The organism is Plantactinospora sp. DSM 117369, from assembly GCF_053764795.1.
This window is the reverse complement of sequence record NZ_CM132446.1, coordinates 5076846-5093516: the sequence shown is the minus strand read 5'-3', so window position 1 is coordinate 5093516 and position 16671 is coordinate 5076846. Positions and strand designations below refer to the sequence as shown.

Sequence of the window (16671 nt, the reverse complement as noted above, 5' to 3'; positions counted from 1 at the left end):
CCGGTCGGTGGTCCACCGGGAGGGGCACTCCGGGTGCCGATCGGGGCTTGTGGTAAAACCCACTAAGCAGATAGGTTTTATGGGCTACTCTCACCGGTAGTCGAACACGTGCCCAGAGGACCGAAAATGATCTCCATTTCTTCGAACCCGTTGACCGGGCCGGACCCGCTGGCCGTCGCCCGCCGGTACGCGGCGGACGCGGCCGGCCCGGCCGGCTGGCCGGTGCCGCTGCGCTTCGATCCGGTCGCGCGCTGGTACCACCGCCTGGCCAGCGCCACCGACCACGAGGTGTGGCTGCTCACCTGGCTGCCCGGCCAGCACACGGACCTGCACGACCATGGCGGATCCGCCGGCGCCTTCCTGGTCGCCGCCGGAACGCTGGTCGAGGAGACCGTGGCGCGCGGCCGGCTCCGCCCCCGCCAGCTCGGCACCGGCACCGGCCGCCGGTTTGGTGCCCGGCACGTGCACCGGGTGGCCAACAACGGCGACCGACCCGCGGTGAGCGTGCACGTCTACCGTCCCGCGCTGCGCAGCATGACCCGCTACCGGCTCGACGGCGGGCGGCTGCGGGTCGCGGACGTCGCCGAGGCGGGAGTCGCCTGGTGACCGGGTGCGGCATCCGGTGCGGGTTCGGGGCCCGACACGACGGAAGGACAGCACGGTGAACCTGACCAACCTCCGGGAGCCGGTCGACGGCTGTCGTCGAGCGCAGGCCCCGGCCGGTTCGCGGAGTATCGACGAGATCCTCGCCGCCGCCCGGGCGCGGCTGCGCCGCCTGGAACCGGAGGCGGGGCATCTCGCCGCCCGCGCCGGTGCGGTGCTGGTGGACATCCGCCCGGCCACCCAGCGGGCCGCCACCGGATCGGTCCCCGGCGCGCTGGTGGTGGAGCGGAACGTCCTCGAGTGGCGGTTCGACCCGCGCAGCTCCGCCCGGCTCCCGCTCGCCGACCGGTACGACCTGCCGGTCATCGTCTTCTGCCAGGAGGGCTACACGTCGTCACTGGCCGCCGCCGCGCTCCAGGATCTCGGCCTGCACCGGGCCACCGACATCGTCGGCGGATTCGTCGCCTGGCGCGGGCTCGGGCTGCCCGCCTTCGGGCCGACCGACGTCTACGCCCAACCCGATTTCGCCCCGCCGGTGATCCCCCGGCGGGCGCTCACCTGACCCGCGCGCCACCGCACGCGGGCGGACCGGACCAACGTCGCACGAAGGAGTTCCCATGTCGGTCGTCGCCATCCACCCGCGTACGCCGTCACCGGCCGGACCGGGCCGGGCCGCCTCGGCCCGGCGCCGGTCGCCGGCTGCCGAGACCGCGCCGGTCATCCGGGTCACCGTCGACCTCCCGCTGGTCGGCGGGCGGGTCACCCCGGAGCTGGCCCTGCTGCTGGGACTGGTCCGGGAACTGCGCGACCAGGGCGCCGACGTGGCGACCGAGACCCACCTGCCGGGCCGGGCCGGCACCGATCCCGGCCTGCCAGACCCGGTGCTGCCTGACCTGCCGGACTCGCTGCTGGCCGACGGTGCCACCTCGGTGCTGCCCGGCGTCGCCGGGTCAGCGTTGCCCGATCTCGCCGGGTCGGTGCTGCCCGGCGTCGCTGGATCGGGCCTGCCGGGCCTGCCGGAGCCGGTCCTGGCCGGTGTCGTCGATCCGGCCTCCGGTGTCGTCGATCCGGCCTCCGGGGTCGCCGAGTCGGCCCACGCGGCGGTCTCCGGTGCCGGGACGACCGGTCCGGGCGGCGCCGGTACCGGGGCGCTGCGGGTGCTCACCGGGCCCCGGGTGGTGCTCCAGGGCGGGCGACCCGTCCCGTTCACCCGGCTGGAGTTCGACCTCCTGGTCTTCCTCGCCCGCAACCCTCGCCGGGTATTCACCCGGTTGCAGTTGCTCAGCAACGTCTGGGGGTACGAGCACGCCGTCGCCCGCACCGTCGACGTGCACGTACGCCGGCTGCGGGCCAAGGTGGCCCGGTCGGTGCCGCTGGTGACCACCGTGCACGGGGTCGGCTACCGGCTCGCCGACGACGCCCCGGTACGGATCGACGACGGTGCCTGACCGACGGGGTGCGGGGCCGGGAGCGGTGGAGTCCGGAAGCGCCGGCTCCGGTCCGGCGGTCAGGGCGGCTGCGGTCCGGCGGTCAGGGCGGCTGCGGTCCGGCGGTCAGGGCGGCTGCGGTCCGGCGGTCAGGGCGGCTGCGGTCAGCCCAGCAGGGCGGCGATCGCGGCGAGTGAGACGGCGGCGGCGATGGTAGAGAGCACCACGACGTCCCGGGCGTGCGACTGGGCCTGCCGGTAGTGGGTGGCGAAGACGAAGACGTTCTGCGCGGTCGGCAGGGCCGAGGTGACCACGGCGGCCAGTAGGGCCGGCCCGGTCAGGCCCAGCGCGTACCGGGCGATCAGGTACGCCACCACGGGTTGCACGACGATCTTGAGGGTCACCGCGACGTACCGCTGCGCGGCGCCGGGGCCGACCGCCAGGGGGCGACTTCCGGGCAGCGACATGCCGAGCGCGATCAGGGCCAGCGGGACGGCGGCCGAACCGACCAGGTCGAACGGGCGCAGCAGTTCGGCCGGTGGCTGCCAGCCGGAGACCGAGACCAGCAACCCGCCGGCCGAACCCAGCATGATCGGGTTTCGGGCCGGCAGTAGCGCCAACCGGCGTACCGACAGGCCCCGGTCGGTGGTGGTGGCGTCCAGCACCCCGAGTGCCAGGGGGGCCGCCACCAGCACCTGGAAGATCAGCACCGGGGCGACGAAGGAGACGTCGCCCAGCACGTACGCGGCGACCGGCAGCCCGAGGTTGGCCGCGTTGACGTACGACGCGGACATTGCCCCGACGGTCGACTCGCCGACCGGGCGGCGCCAGCCGAAGCGCGCGACGAGGAGATAGGCCGCCGCTACGATCAGGGTGCTCAGCACGAACGCGGCCAGCGCCGGGGTGAACAGATCGGCCACTGTGGACCGGGCCAGGGTGCCGAAGAGCAGCGCGGGCGTGGCGATCAGGAAGACCAGCCGGGCGATCACCGCGGTGCCGTGCGGGCCGAGCAGGTCGTGCCGGCCGACGAGGTAGCCGACCAGGGTGACCGACCAGATCACCGCGAACCCCGTCACCACACCCCGCATGTTGACCATCCTGCCGGGTGTGCGGGGCGCGGCGTGATCTGGTACTAAGAGCGAGCAAGTGATTCCGGTGAGTTTGTCGATTGTCACATTCATGCATCGTCGTGTCCCCTTGACCCTCGCCCCGGTGGCCGGAAGCATCGAGGCAGCGGCGGTTCGGGCCGTGGGGGAACACCCGTTGCAGCCAAGGAGGACCATGTCGGTCAGCCCCGCCTCGTCGCGTACCGGGTGGCACAGCGCCCAGCCGGTCGGCCCCGGTCGACCGCCCGGAGCGTCCCGCCGGCCCGCCGGGTCGACCGCACCGACGCCGACGCTGACGGTGACGCTATCCATCCCGCTCGTCGGCAACGAGGAGGTCCTGACGGCACCGGCCCGTCGGCTGCTCGAAGCCGCCCGCGAGCTGGTGGAACAGGGCGAGGCGACGATCACCGGTGGGTTCGCTGGCCAGGCGGAGCGCCGCGCCGACGCCGCCGTGCCGCGCACTCCGGCCCGGCCGGTCACCGCCACCGCCACCGGCGCGTCGGAGCTGCACATCCTCGCGGCGTCCCGGTCCGTGCTGCTCGGCGGCGAGCCGCTGCCGCTCACCCGGCTGGAGTTCGACCTGCTGATGCATCTGGTCGCGCATCCCCGGCGGGTCTTCACCCGGCTCCAGTTGCTCACCGCGGTCTGGGGCTACGAGCACACCGGGGTACGCACCGTCGACGTGCACATCCGGCGACTGCGCGGCAAGGTCGGCGACGTACCGTTGATCACCACCGTCTACGGGGTCGGCTACCGGCTGGCCGACGACGCGGTGGTGACCATCGACCGGAGCGCCTGACCTGTCGACTGTCACCCCTGGCCTACCCCGGGCGAGTCGTCAACTCCACGGGGTAGGTCCGGCGTCGCGGGCCAGCAGGGCCGCCTGCACCCGGTTCGTGCAGTCCAGTTTCGCCAGGATCCGGCTCACGTAGGTCTTGATGGTCATCTCGCTCATCCGCAGCCGCCGACCCACCTCCGCGTTGGACAGGCCCTCGGCGACCAGGCAGAGGATCTCCGACTCGCGTGCGGTCAGCACCGCCAGCCGGTCCCGCGCCTGCCGCCGGCGCCCCGCCGGTTCCGGCGCGACCATGCCGAGCAGCAGCCGGGTCACCGCGGGGGAGAGGTAGGCGTCTCCATCGTGTGCGGCCCGTACCGCGCGGATCAGCTCCTCCGGCGTGCAGTTCTTCAGCACGAACCCGGCCACCCGGGCATGCACCGCCCGCAGCACGTTCGGCTCCGCCCCGAACGAGGTCAGCACCACCACCCGGAGTCCGGGCACCCGCCGGTTGAGTTCGTCGACCGCGTCGAGCCCGTCCAGTACCGGCATCCGGATGTCGAGCAGCGCCACGTCGGCCCGGTGCCGCAGCGCCGCGTCGACCGCCGCCCCGCCGTCCGCCGCCTCAGCGACCACCTCGATGTCGCCGGCCGATTCCAGCACCGTGCGGATGCCGGCCCTGATCAGTGGCTCGTCGTCGGCGAGCAGCACCCTGATCACGTCACCGCACTCCCAGCAGCATGCTCGCCGGCATCGCCACGAACATCACGGCCGCGGTGCTGATCCCCAGGGCCAGGGTACGGATCCCGGCCGGAGCGGGTGGCTCCGCGCTCTCCCCGCCCGGCTCCGCGGCGGGCAGCATCGCGAGGAGTCGCCAGCACCGCCCGCCGCCGTCCGGATGGGCGGGATCGCCGGGCTCGACGATCCGGTACGCCACGAATCCGCCCGCCTGGTCGGCACGTTCCCGCAACCCGGCCAGCCCGTGCCCGACCAGCCCCGGCCGGTGGCCGTCGACCTTACCGCCGCCGGTGCCGACGTCGACGGCGTCGCCGCTGTCGGCGGTGCGTCCTGGAGCGGTGCGTCCTGGGGCGGTGGGCGTCGCGGGGCGGTCGGGCAGCGGGTTGTCCAGGGTGAGCAGCAGCGCGTCCGGCTCCCACCGGAGCCGTACCGTGACCGGCTGGCCGGGGGCGTGCTTGAGCGCGTTCGTCAGCCCCTCCTCGACCACCCGGTACGCCGCCCGCCCGGCCGTGCTCCGCAGCGGGCGCGGAGTTCCCTCCTCGCGCAGGGTCACCGGCGTCCCGGCCGCGCGGAACTCCGCCACCAGCGGGCCGATCCGCTCCGGGCCCGGCGACCGCTGATCGGTGCCATGCCCGCCGCGCAGCGCACCGACCAGCTCGTAGAGCTCGTCCAGGGCGCCGCGCGCGGCCCCGGCGAGCTGCCGCACCGCCTGCCGCTGCACCGGCGGCAGCTCCGCCACCTCCAGCGCGGCGGCCTGCACCGAGACCAGGCTGAGCCGGTGACCGAGCGAGTCGTGCATGTCCCGGGCGATCCGCAGCCGCTCCCGGAGCTGCTCCTGCTCGGCGAGCAGCTCCCGTTCCCGGCGGAGCTGCCGGTTGTGCCGGTCGAGGGTGGAGACGAGCCGCTCGTGCTGGGCAAGGTATCGGCCGACCAGCACCGGCAGCGCCGCGAAGACCAGGTACGTGGAGATCAGGTTCGGGATCGTCCGGGGGTCCGCCGGTGCGCTCACCAGATGTACGGCGAGCGCGCCGGTCAGCGCCCCGCCCAGCATGACGGCCCGGGTACGGTCCAGCGACTCCCGCCCCGCCTGGTAGGCGGCCCAGAGCAGCAGCACGTACCCGCCGTCGGAGAGCGTGACGAGCAGCAGCGCGCCCATCAGCGCGGCGACCGGAGCCCGGTGGCGTACCGCGATGACCAGCGCCACCAGCCCGGCGTGCCCGGCGACGTCCCACGGTGACGCCCCGTTCCGGGCTCCGGCCAGCAGCAACGCGGTCTCCGCCAGCAGTACGACAACGGGCAGCAGGTGTCGGCGCATGCCAGCAGGTTACGTCCGTCGGTCACCCACCGGCACCGGCCGCCGACTCCGGCACCGCCGACTCCGGCACGCGACCGGCGTGGCCCGTCGACATTGGTGGCCGGGGTCGACGACTTTCGAGGACTGTTCCGGCGACCCGAACTGCCTAGCGTGGCGGGCGTGATCGACGTGTGCAATCTCAGCAAGCGCTACGGCAGAACCGTCGCGGTCGACGGGATCTCCTTCACCGTCCGGCCCGGACAGGTGACCGGCTTCCTCGGACCGAACGGCGCCGGCAAGTCGACGACGATGCGGATGATGCTCGGTCTCGACCGCCCGAGTGCCGGGCAGGTGCTGATCGACGGCCGGAGCTACCCGGAGCAGGCCGCACCGCTGCGCTCGGTCGGCGCGTTGCTGGAGGCCCGGTCCGCGCATCCGGGACGGCGGGCGTACCACCATCTGCTCTGGTTGGCGCAGAGCAACCGGATCCCGCGCTCCCGGGTCGCCGAGGTGCTGTCGCTGGTCGGTCTGCAGAGCGTGGCGAAACGGCGGGTCGGCGGCTTCTCGCTCGGCATGGTCCAGCGGCTCGGCATCGCCGCCGCGCTGCTCGGCGACCCGCCGGTGCTGCTCTTCGACGAACCGGTCAACGGGCTCGACCCCGAGGGCATCCGGTGGATCCGGGAGCTGATGCGCGGGCTCGCCGCCGAGGGGCGGGCGGTCTTCGTCTCCAGCCACCTGATGAGCGAGATGGCGCTGACCGCGGACCACCTGGTGGTGATCGGGCAGGGCCGCCTGCTCGCCGACACCGGGATGCGCGAGTTCGTCGAGGCGAACTCCGGCACGGCGGTACGGATCCGGACTCCGGAGCCGGAGCGGCTGCGGGGCGTACTGGTGGCCGCCGGCATCCGGGTCGAGGCGGAGCCGGACGGGACGCTGCTGGCGTACGACAGCGAGGCTGCCCGGATCGGGGAGCTGGTCGCGGCCAACCGGCTGACCGTGCACGAGGTCGGCGTGCAGCGGGCCTCCCTGGAGGAGGCGTTCATGCGGCTCACCGCGACGGCGGTGCCCTACCGGGCCGGCGGCGACCGGCCGGCGGACGCCGACCGGGGCGCGACCGGGGACCGGCGGGCGGAGGGCAGGCCGGACGTGGACGGTGGTAGGCGGATGCCCGGTGGCCGGCGGATGGACGGGGGAGAGCGGTGAGTGCGGTGCCGGAAACCAGCGTGCCGACCGGCGGGCCGGCGCGGGACCGGGCCGCCCAGCCCTGGCTCGGTGCGGTGCTGCGGGCCGAGCTGACGAAGATCCGGACCGTCCGGTCGACGGTCTGGACCCTGCTGCCGACCTTCGTCGTCGGCGTCGGCATGAGCCTGCTGGCCGGGCTCAGCTTCGGGTCGCGGCCACCGGATCGGACGGCCGGCTTCGACCCGCTCTTTCCCGCCTTCTACGGCCTGACGCTCGGCCAACTCGCCCTGGTGGTGTTCGGGGTGCTGGTGATGGCGAGCGAATACAGCTCGGGCACGATCCGGGCCACCCTGGTCGCGGTACCGCGCCGGGGCCGCTGCTACGCCGGCAAGGTGCTCGGCACCGCGCTGCTGGCCAGCGCGGTCGCGGTACCCACCGTGCTGGTCGGCTTCTTCGTTGCCCAGGCCGCGCTCGGCCGGTACGGCGTCGGGCTCGGCGCGGACGGCGCGGTGACCGCCGTGATCGGTGGCTGCCTGCACCTCGTCCTGCTCTGCCTCTTCGCGCTCGGGGTGGCGGCGATGCTGCGCAGCCCGGTACGCGCACTGGCGGTACTGCTGCCGGTCTTCTTCCTCGGCTCGCAGGGGCTCGGCAACATCCCCGGACTGCGTACCGTCACCCAGTACCTGCCGGACCAGACCAGTTGGGTGATCCTGCACCTCGCCGGGCCGCAGGACGAGGGCCGGTGGGTCCGGGACTACGGACCGTGGACCGGGATCGGCATCCTCGTGCTCTGGACCGCCGCCTCGCTGCTCGGCGGCTACCTCGTGCTGCGCCGTCGCGACGCCTGACCGGGGCGCCGGCCGGCGGGCGTGCTACTCCGGCGCGCACCCGGGCGGTCCCGCCGCCCGACCGCCGGCGGATCCGCCGCGACCACGGCCCCCGCGCGGTCGGCGCCGCTCCGGGCCGGGGCAGGATGGTCGGATGAGGGTCCGCCCGATCACCCCGGAACTGCTGGTGCAGGAGTTGGCCGACCGGCTGGCCGGCGAGCGTGCCGGCGGCTGGCTGCGGGTGGCGGTCGACGGGCCGCCGGCCGCCGAGCCGGGCCGGCTCGCCGCCGCGCTGGTCGACCCGCTGCGGGTCCGGGGCCGCCCGGCGGTACGCGTCGACGCGGCGGACTTCCTCCGGCCGGCGTCGCTCCGCTACGAGCAGGGCCGCACCAACCCGGACGCGTACTACCTAGGCTGGCTCGACGAGGCCGGGATGCGCCGGGAGGTGCTCGACCCCGCCGGCCCGGCCGGTTCGGGGCGGATCCTGCCGACGCTGTGGAACGCCGAGACCGACCGGGCCACCCGGGCGGACTACGTCACGCTGCCGCCCGGCGGCGTGGTACTGGTGAGCGGGCCGCTGCTGCTCGGCGGCGGCCTCCCGTTCGACCTGGCGGTCCACCTGGTGCTCTCGCCCGGTGCGCTGGCCCGGCGTACACCCCCGGCACAGCGCTGGACCCTGCCGGCATTCGCCCGGTACGCCGAGGAGGTCGGGCCGGCGTCCTTCGCCGACGTGGTGGTCCGGTTGGACGATCCCCGGCACCCGGCGCTGGTCGAGTCGGAGAGCGTCCGCTGACCGCTCGGCACGGCCGGCCAGGGCCGACGGCGGGGCGGGAAATCGGCGGTTTGCCGGCGACGGCGGTGGGGTAATCGCGCTGCTCATGACGGAGCGACCCGGACAATACCGTCCAGGACCGCAGATCCGTACCTTCGACGGAAAGGCAGGCAGCGCATGCTCGTCAACGAGGCAATCGGTACTCGCCGCTCGGCGGCCGACAGCGACCAGATCCGCCGTGCCCTGCAGGCCCGCTACGACGAGCTGACCGTCGAATACGACGAGGCGTTGGCGCAGAGCCAGGTGCTGCGACTGGTGGAGGTCGGCGACACGGCCGGCGACGACCAGGCGGACAGCGGCACGAAGACGGCCGAGCGGGACACCGCACAGTCGCTGCTGCGGACCATCCTTGACCGACGGGCCCAGTTCGAGCACGCGCTCAGCCGGCTGGCCGAGGGGACGTACGGCTGGTGCGAGGGTTGCGGCGACTCGATCCCGGTGGAGCGGCTGGAGATCTTCCCCTCCGCGACCACCTGCGTCACCTGCAAGCAGTCCCGGGAACGCCGGGCGGCCTGAGCGGACCCGACCGACGACGGAGGTGGACCGCGCCCGGCCCGTCCGCTCCGACCGCGCCCGGCTTGCCCGCCCAGGCCGGGGCGGGTGAACTGGAGTCATGGGTGAGATCAAGGTCGGCACGGCCTCCTGGACCGATCGGACGCTGCTGGAATCGGGCTGGTATCCGGCGGGCGCGGACACCCCGGAACGGCGGCTGGGCTACTACGCCGAGCGGTTTCCGCTGGTCGAGGTCGACGCCACCTACTACTCGCCGCCCGCCGAGCGGACCGCCGAACTGTGGGTGGGGCGCACCCCGGCCGGGTTCACCTTCAACGTGAAGGCGTTCAGCCTGCTCACCGGGCATCCGACCCGGGTTTCCGCGCTCTACAAGGACCTGCGGCCGGAGACGGAGAAGAAGAACGTCTACCCGGGTGATCTGCCGGCGCAGGCGTACGAGGAGGTGTGGACGCGCTTCCTCTCCGCGCTGGAACCGCTGGCCGAGGCGGGCAAACTCGGCGCGCTGCTGTTCCAGTTCCCGCCGTGGTTCACCATCCGCCGGGACAACAAGCAGTACCTGCTGGAGGTGCGGCGGCGCTGCGGCCCGCTGCGGCCGGTCTTCGAGTTCCGGCACGCCTCCTGGTTCGCCGACGGCAACCGGGAGGAGACGCTGGAGTTCCTCCGCAAGCACGAGCTGGCGTACGTCTCGGTCGACATGCCGCAGGGCCACCGTTCGTCGGTGCCGCCGGTGCTGGCCGCCACCGCCGACCTGGCGGTGGTCCGGTTCCACGGGCACAGCGACAAGTGGACCAGCAAGGACATCTACCAGAAGTTCGGCTACCACTACTCCGAGCGGGAGCTGGCGGACTGGGCGCCCAAGCTGCGCGAACTCTCCGGCGAAACCGCCGAGACGCACGTCTTGTTCAACAACTGCTACCGCGACTACGCCCAGACGAACGCCGAGAAGCTCCGCGACCTCCTGTCGGCGTAGCCAGCCGGAATCACCCGCCCCGGGTGAGCGGGGCTCACCCGCACCCCGGGGAGCATGGCAAGGGTGGCCAGTAGCCGAGACGGGACGGGGGATCAGTCGTGACGAACAATTCGTACTCGGCCTTCGAGACATCGATAGACAAGACCAACCTCATCCTCAAGGACATCGAGCAGGCGTACGGGTGGCCGAAGGAACGCCGGAACCAGTCGTACGCGGCGCTGCGGACCGTACTGCACCTGCTGCGGGACCGGTTGCCGGTGCAGGAGAGCGCGCACTTCGCGGCCCAGTTGCCGTTGCTGGTGCGCGGGCTCTACTTCGACGGCTGGGACCCGAGCGTCGTCCCGATCAAGCTGAATCGGGAGGAGTTCCTCTTCGAGGTACGCGCCGGCTTCCCGTTCGACGTCGAGGGCGGCCCGGCGACCGTGGTCAACACGGTGCTGAACGCGCTGCGGCGGCACGTCACCGACGGCGAGTGGGACGACGTCAAGTCGAGCATGCCGAAGGATCTCGTCAAGATCATGCCGTAGTCCGGCGTACCGCCTGCCCAGGTGGCGGTGCCGGGCGGGCGACCGCCGGTCGGTCGGGACGTGTCACGGCGTCCGGCTGACCGGTACGCCCCGGCGCCGGGCGAGTGCGGCCAGCGCACCGGCGTCGACGATCGCGGCCCCGCCCGGGTCGTTGTTGAAGAAGACGAAGACCGGTTCGTCGCCGGGGAAGGCCGCGGCGATCCGGTCCAGCCAGGAGCGCAGCGCGGACCGGCCGTACCGGGGGCGGGGTTCGGCACGGCCCTCGTGCAGTCGCAGGTAACCGAAGTCGGCGGTACGCCACAGCGGCGTCACCGGCCGGCCGCCCCGGTCCGCCCAGCAGAGCGCGGCGCCGTACCGCTCCAGCACCCGCCGGGTCCGCTCGGTCCACCAGGATGGATGCCGGGGCTCCACGGTGACCCGTACGCCGGACGGAAACCGGGACAGCACCTCGGCCAGCGCGGAGAGGTCGGCGGGAAGGTTTGGCGGCAGTTGCAGCAGCACCGGACCGAGCCGGTCACCGAGCGCGGTGGCCCGGTCGAGGAACCGGGTGACGGGTTCGGCCGGCTCCCGCAGCCGCTTGATGTGCGTCAGGTAGCGGCTCATCTTCACCGCGACGCAGAAGTCGTCCGGGGTACGGGCGCGCCAGCCGGCGAACACGTCCCGTTCGGGCAGCCGGTAAAAGGCGTTGTTCACCTCGACCGTGCCGAACCGTTCGGCGTAGTGCTCGAGCCAGCGTCGCTGCGGCAGGCCGGTCGGATAGAACCGGTCCCGCCAGTCGCGGTACTGCCACCCCGAGGTGCCGACGAGGATCACCCCGGTCAGTATGCCCGCTCGACCGGCCGGGCACCCGTCGGACGACCGACCGCCAGGCCGACCGGGCCCGGCGCCCCAACCGCCGACCATCGGGGCGCCGGGCGGCTGGTCACTGAACCTTCAACCTGGACAGCGCGGCGCGGGCGCCCCGACTTCCGCCTTCGGCCTACGCGGACCGCGAGGGGAGGTTGAAGAGGCTCAGTGCAGCGTCACCTCGGCGATGAGCTGTCGGCGGTGGTCCACCCGCCGCTCGGGGCCGGTCAGCCGGACCGGGACGGTGTGCCGGTGGTCGGCGCTGGAGGCGGAGAGCCGTAGCTCAAGGTCACCGGGTTCGACCACCCGGTGACCGAGTCGGCCGGTGAACGAGGAGAGGTCGGCGTGCACCCGGAAGTCCACCTGGCGGGTCTGGCCCGGGTCCAGCGGCACCCGGGCATAGCCGATCAGCCGGACCACCGGGCGGGTCACCTGGGCCACCGGATCGTGCAGGTAGAGCTGCACCACCTCGGTGCCGTGCCGGTCGCCGTCGTTGCGGACCGAGACCGAGACGGTGACGGCACCGTCGGTCGGCACCTGCACCGGCCGTTCCGCGACCGGCACCGCACCCTCCACCCGCACCTCCGGCCAGCTGAACCTGGTGTACGACAGGCCGTGGCCGAACGGGAAGAGTGGGGTCGGGTCGACGCTGCTGACCTCGGTCTTCTGGCCTAGCACCGGGTTGAGGTAGGTGCTCGGCTGGCCGCCCGGGTTGCGCGGCATTCCGACCGGCAGCCGGCCGGACGGGCAAACCGCCCCGCTGAGCACCCGCGCCACCGCCGGCCCGCCCTCCTCGCCAGGGAAGAACGCCTGCACCACGGCGGCGAGCCGGTCGACCGAGTCGCCGAGTGCGTACGGGCGGCCGGCGAGCAGCACCAGCACCACCGGGGTTCCGGTGTCCAGCAGCGCTGCCAGCAGCTCCGCCTGGGCGCCGGGCAGCCGCAGGTCGTCGGTGTCGCAGCCCTCGCCGGAGGTGCCTCTGCCGAAGAGTCCGGCCCGGTCGCCGAGTACCGCCACGCAGACGTCCGCCTCGGCGGCCATCGCCACGGCCGCACTGATCGCCTCGGCCTCGGCCGGGCCGTCGACGGTGCCGCCGGGCGCGTACTTGATGGGGGTCTCCGGCAGCTCGGCCCGGAGCGCGGCGAGCAGCGTCCGGATCTCGACTCCGTCCGGCAGCTCCGGATGCTGGCTGCCGACGTGGCCGGGGAAGGTGTAGCAGCCCAGCATCCCGGCGACGTCGTCGGCGAGTGGCCCGACCATGGCGATCCGGCTCTCCGGGCGTAGCGGCAACGCCCCGGAGTTCGCCAGCAGCACCACCGACTCCTCGGCGAGTTCCCGGGCCAGCGCCCGGCTGGCCGGCGGGTCGAGGTCGACGGAGCCCTCGACGATGCCCGGCGCGTCGCCGTTGCTCCGTTCGGCGATCGCGGCGAGTGCCGGCGGCACCGTCGACCACTCGGCGTCGAGCAGGCCGAGTTCGCACTTCTGCCGCAGGACCCGGGTCACCGCCCGGTCGACCAGGGCCTCCGGTACGGTGCCGGCGCGGACCGCGTCGATCAGCGGGCTGCCGTAGCAGTGCGCCGACGGCAACTCGACGTCCACCCCGGCGGCCAGCGCCAGTGCCGCCGCCTCGCCCAGATCGGCCGCGACGTTGTGCAGCCGTTGCAGGAAGCTGATTCCGAAGTAGTCGGAAACGACGGTGCCGGTGAAGTCCCAGTCGTCCCGGAGCAGCCGGGTGAGCAGTTCCGGGTCGGCGGCCGGCGGGACGCCGTCGATCTCGTTGTAGGCGTGCATCACCGATCTGGCGCCGCCGTCCCGCAGAGCCATCTCGAAGGGCGGGAGGAGCACGTCGGCCAGCTCCCGGGGGCCGGCGCCGACCGGCCCGTGGTTGCGGCCCGCCCGGGAGGCCGAGTATCCGACGAGGTGCTTCAGGGTGGCGACCACGCCGGCGGACTCCAGGCCCCGGACGTACGCGGTGGCGACGGTGGCGACCAGGTAGGGGTCCTCGCCGATCGACTCCTCGCAGCGCCCCCAGCGCAGGTCCCGGATCACGTCGAGCACCGGGGCCAACCCCTGGTGTACGCCGAGCATCCGCATCGCCGAGCCGATCTGCCCGGCCATCCGCTCGACCAGCTCCGGGTCGAAGGTCGCGCCCCAGGCCAGCGGGGTGGGGTAGACGGTCGCCTTCCAGGTCATGATGCCGGTCAGGCACTCCTCGTGCGCGATCGCCGGGATGCCGAACCGGTTGGCGGCGACGATCTCCTCCTGCATCCGGGCCAGTGCCCGGGCGCCGAGGGCGGGGTCGACGGGCGCGGTGCCGAACGCCCGGGTGATCTGGCCCAGGCCGGCGCTGATCAGTCCGCGCCAGTCGGGGGCCTCGCTGGCCATCTCGTGCTGGTGCGGCGCCAGGTCCTCACCGGTGGCGTCGCCACCCACCCAGACGCCGTAGAGCTGCGCTATCTTTTCCTCGAGCGAGAGTCGGGCGACCAGGTCGTCGACCCGCTGTGCGACGGGCAGCCGCGGGTCCTGCCAGCGGGGCGGGGCGTCGGGAGCGGGGCTGTCGCTGGGTGCTGCGTCCGCCGGGACGGTTGTGGTAGCGGTGAGCTGTCCGTCGTGCGGATGCCCATCGTGCACCCCCGTGACCTCAAGCCGCTCGACGTCGGTGGTTGTCCGACTGGTGTCGGCGGCGTTGCGGTTGCTGCTCACGGGCAGCCTCCTGTCGCTTGTTGCTGGCCTCTTCCAGAGCCGCCCGCATGTCGAAGTGAGGTTGGACGCGGGCGCGCACGTACTTCCGACATGTTTCCGGAAAGTCGGGCCCGCGTCGAGAGGCTACTTAGGCCGAAAGTAGCTCGCAAGTTTCCGGCCGGCGCAATCCTTGACCGTTCGTTCACAGCGTCGTAGCGTGCGCCGCATCACAGCGAATTATCGGACTGGCGCCGAAAGTTTGCGGATCGTTCGGCTCTGCCGGCGCGGTGGGACACCGGCCGTCACGGGCCGCGCGGGCCCGCGCCCGACGGATGGAAGGGACGGTGACTCATGCGACGGCCTCGGGACCAACAGAACGGTATCCCACCGGCGGGGCACGTCGAGCGTGATGATCATCTCTGGTCCGCCGGGCGGCGGGCGGCGGGTTTCGTGCTCGCGCAGGGGGCCGGGGAAGTGGGGGCCCGGTCCGACCGGACCGCCACCCGGTGGGGTGTGGTCGCACCCGGGTGAAGGGCGGGCGGGGGAACCCGCCGAGGACGCGGGCGGGCCGGCCGGGCGGGGACCGGCTCGTCCGCCCTCGGCGGAGCTGATCTAGACCGCGCCCGGGCACCGGTGATACATTGACGGACATCTCTGTATCGTCGGGCGGCCGTGCCCGGGGAAGAGGTTGGTCCGCCTGGAGGTGCGGCATGAGGAGTAGTCGGCTTCTCGTCATGGGTGCGGCGCTCGGCGTCGTGCTCGGCGGCGCCGGGTTCGCCGTCGCCGACACGACATCGGCACCGGGCGGCGGGGTGGGGGTGCTGGCCGCCGGCGAGTTCGACTTCAGCCGGCCGCAGACCGTCGCCACCAACCTCCAGGCGCCCTGGGGGATGGCCTTCCTGCCGGACGGCAGCGCGCTGGTCGCCGAGCGGGACACCGCCCGGGTCGTGCAGATCCGCCCGGGGCAGACTCCGCAGCAGGTCGCCACCATCTCCGGTGTTTCGCCCGGCGGCGAGGCCGGGCTGCTCGGCCTGGCCGTCTCGCCGAGCTACGCCAGCGACCGCTACGTGTACGCCTACTTCACCTCGGCCAGCGACAACCGCATCGTCCGGTTCCGGCTGGACGCGCCGCAGACCCAGACGCCGATCCTCACCGGACTGGCCCGGGCGAACTTCCACGACGGCGGCCGGATCGCCTTCGGCCCGGACGGCATGCTCTACGCCGGCGTCGGCGACGCGGGCCAGACCGCCAACTCGCAGAACCCGTCCAGCCGCAACGGCAAGATCCTGCGGATGCGGCCGGACGGCAGCGCCCCGCCGGACAACCCGACCGCCGGCTCCCTGGTCTACAGCCTCGGCCACCGCAACGTGCAGGGGCTCGCCTGGGACGCCCAGGGCCGGCTCTACGCCAGCGAGTTCGGGCAGAACACCTGGGACGAGGTCAACTACATCGTCCCCGGCGGCAACTACGGGTGGCCGACGGTGGAGGGTCAGGGCAACGACCCGCGGTTCCGCAACCCGATCGTCACCTGGTCGACCGCCGAGGCCTCGCCGAGCGGTGCCACGATCGACGGCAACATGCTCTTCGTCGCCGCACTGCGCGGCACCCGGCTCTGGCAGGTGCCGCTGAACGGCAGCGGCGGGGTGGCCGGCAGCCCGACCGCCCAGCTCACCGGCCAGTACGGCCGGCTGCGTACCGTCGAACGCGCCCCGGACGGCTCGCTCTGGGTGGCCACCAGCAACCGGGACGGCCGCGGCACGCCGGCCGCCACCGACGACCGGATCCTGCGCTTCCTGCCGGTCGGCGCGACCCCGGGGCCCACCGCCACCACCCGGCCGCCCACCTCCTCGCCGACGCCGAGCGTGCCGCCGACCAGCACCCCGCCGCCGAGCGGCACCGCCTGCACCGCGAGCTACCGGCAGATCAACCAGTGGCAGGGCGGCTTCCAGGGCGAGGTTACGGTGCGCAACAACGGCACCAGCACGCTGAACGGCTGGACGGTGCGGTGGACCTTCGCCAACGGGCAGACGATCGGCCAGCTCTGGAACGGCACGCTGACCGCGAGCGGATCGTCGGTGACGGTCCGGAACGTGAGCTGGAACGGCACGCTCGGCGCCAACGGGTCGGCCACGTTCGGCTTCCAGGGCTCGTGGACCGGGACCAACACCCCGCCCAGCGACCTGACCTGCACCAGTCCCTGACTGGGTGTGGTCGACGGTGGCCGGGTGTCCGGCCACCGTCCGACCGGTCAGCGTCCCGGTGCGGCTGCGCGGGTATTCGGCGCCCCGGGACAAAGCTTGCCGGACCTCGGGTGCGATCACCTGCGGACGAGTGACCAAGCCCCGAGAT

General features: G+C 73.3%; 15 protein-coding genes and 1 pseudogene. 11 read left to right on the top strand and 5 right to left on the bottom strand.

What is annotated here, in order from left to right:
• The first annotated feature begins 126 nt into the window (after positions 1 to 126).
• From ACSMXO_RS22165 to ACSMXO_RS22155, 3 genes and pseudogenes are all read left to right on the top strand, one after another.
• Entirely contained in the window at positions 127 to 606 is a 480-nt protein-coding gene (locus tag ACSMXO_RS22165; RefSeq protein ID WP_346261239.1) for a cysteine dioxygenase, read from the top strand.
• 61 nt (positions 607 to 667) lie between these two features.
• Positions 668 to 1165: a rhodanese-like domain-containing protein gene (locus ACSMXO_RS22160; protein ID WP_455419288.1), complete on the top strand. Its 498-nt coding sequence runs from the start codon at positions 668 to 670 to the stop codon at positions 1163 to 1165.
• Positions 1166 to 1772: 607 nt separating this feature from the next.
• A pseudogene (locus ACSMXO_RS22155) lies at positions 1773 to 2051 on the top strand (winged helix-turn-helix domain-containing protein); the annotation flags it as partial.
• A 143-nt stretch (positions 2052 to 2194) separates the two neighbouring features.
• On the opposite strand, the gene ACSMXO_RS22150 reads toward ACSMXO_RS22155, so the two are convergent.
• Positions 2195 to 3118 (bottom strand): AEC family transporter, encoded by a 924-nt coding sequence (locus tag ACSMXO_RS22150; protein ID WP_346261240.1) that lies wholly within the window; start codon positions 3116 to 3118, stop codon positions 2195 to 2197.
• A gap of 193 nt (positions 3119 to 3311) precedes the next feature.
• On the opposite strand from ACSMXO_RS22150, the gene ACSMXO_RS22145 reads away from it, so the two are divergent.
• A complete protein-coding gene (locus tag ACSMXO_RS22145) occupies positions 3312 to 3935 on the top strand; it encodes a winged helix-turn-helix domain-containing protein (protein ID WP_346261241.1) in 624 nt (207 codons plus the stop codon).
• A gap of 39 nt (positions 3936 to 3974) precedes the next feature.
• On the opposite strand, the gene ACSMXO_RS22140 is transcribed toward ACSMXO_RS22145, so the two are convergent.
• Both ACSMXO_RS22140 and ACSMXO_RS22135 read right to left on the bottom strand, forming a co-directional pair.
• Positions 3975 to 4631, bottom strand: a complete 657-nt coding sequence (locus ACSMXO_RS22140; protein WP_455413598.1) for a response regulator — start codon at positions 4629 to 4631, stop codon at positions 3975 to 3977.
• 1 nt (position 4632) lies between these two features.
• The gene (locus tag ACSMXO_RS22135; protein WP_455413597.1) at positions 4633 to 5964 is read right to left on the bottom strand and encodes a sensor histidine kinase; all 1332 of its coding nucleotides are present in this window, start codon (positions 5962 to 5964) and stop codon (positions 4633 to 4635) included.
• A gap of 159 nt (positions 5965 to 6123) precedes the next feature.
• Between ACSMXO_RS22135 and ACSMXO_RS22130 the strand changes: the two genes are divergently transcribed.
• The 6 genes from ACSMXO_RS22130 to ACSMXO_RS22105 all read left to right on the top strand — a co-directional run bounded on the left by ACSMXO_RS22130 (position 6124) and on the right by ACSMXO_RS22105 (position 10794).
• Positions 6124 to 7146, top strand: a complete 1023-nt coding sequence (locus ACSMXO_RS22130; RefSeq protein WP_455413596.1) for an ABC transporter ATP-binding protein — start codon at positions 6124 to 6126, stop codon at positions 7144 to 7146.
• A gap of 5 nt (positions 7147 to 7151) precedes the next feature.
• Complete coding sequence (locus tag ACSMXO_RS22125) at positions 7152 to 7973, top strand: ABC transporter permease subunit (RefSeq protein ID WP_455413595.1); 822 nt, start codon at positions 7152 to 7154, stop codon at positions 7971 to 7973.
• A gap of 133 nt (positions 7974 to 8106) precedes the next feature.
• Positions 8107 to 8745: a uridine kinase gene (locus tag ACSMXO_RS22120; protein ID WP_455413594.1), complete on the top strand. Its 639-nt coding sequence runs from the start codon at positions 8107 to 8109 to the stop codon at positions 8743 to 8745.
• A 156-nt stretch (positions 8746 to 8901) separates the two neighbouring features.
• On the top strand, positions 8902 to 9300 hold the full coding sequence (locus ACSMXO_RS22115; protein WP_346261247.1) for a TraR/DksA family transcriptional regulator: 399 nt from the start codon (positions 8902 to 8904) through the stop codon (positions 9298 to 9300).
• A 97-nt stretch (positions 9301 to 9397) separates the two neighbouring features.
• Positions 9398 to 10267 (top strand): DUF72 domain-containing protein, encoded by an 870-nt coding sequence (locus tag ACSMXO_RS22110; RefSeq protein ID WP_346261248.1) that lies wholly within the window; start codon positions 9398 to 9400, stop codon positions 10265 to 10267.
• A 98-nt stretch (positions 10268 to 10365) separates the two neighbouring features.
• On the top strand, positions 10366 to 10794 hold the full coding sequence (locus ACSMXO_RS22105) for a DUF2267 domain-containing protein (RefSeq protein WP_346261249.1): 429 nt from the start codon (positions 10366 to 10368) through the stop codon (positions 10792 to 10794).
• A gap of 63 nt (positions 10795 to 10857) precedes the next feature.
• Here ACSMXO_RS22105 and ACSMXO_RS22100 read toward each other — a convergent pair whose 3' ends face one another.
• Together ACSMXO_RS22100 and ACSMXO_RS22095 are read right to left on the bottom strand one after the other, a co-directional pair.
• The gene (locus tag ACSMXO_RS22100) at positions 10858 to 11607 is read right to left on the bottom strand and encodes a DUF72 domain-containing protein (RefSeq protein ID WP_455413593.1); all 750 of its coding nucleotides are present in this window, start codon (positions 11605 to 11607) and stop codon (positions 10858 to 10860) included.
• A 198-nt stretch (positions 11608 to 11805) separates the two neighbouring features.
• Complete coding sequence (locus tag ACSMXO_RS22095) at positions 11806 to 14343, bottom strand: beta-xylosidase/alpha-l-arabinosidase (RefSeq protein ID WP_455413592.1); 2538 nt, start codon at positions 14341 to 14343, stop codon at positions 11806 to 11808.
• A 689-nt stretch (positions 14344 to 15032) separates the two neighbouring features.
• On the opposite strand from ACSMXO_RS22095, the gene ACSMXO_RS22090 reads away from it, so the two are divergent.
• A complete protein-coding gene (locus tag ACSMXO_RS22090; RefSeq protein WP_455413591.1) occupies positions 15033 to 16523 on the top strand; it encodes a PQQ-dependent sugar dehydrogenase in 1491 nt (496 codons plus the stop codon).
• Positions 16524 to 16671: the final 148 nt, after the last annotated feature.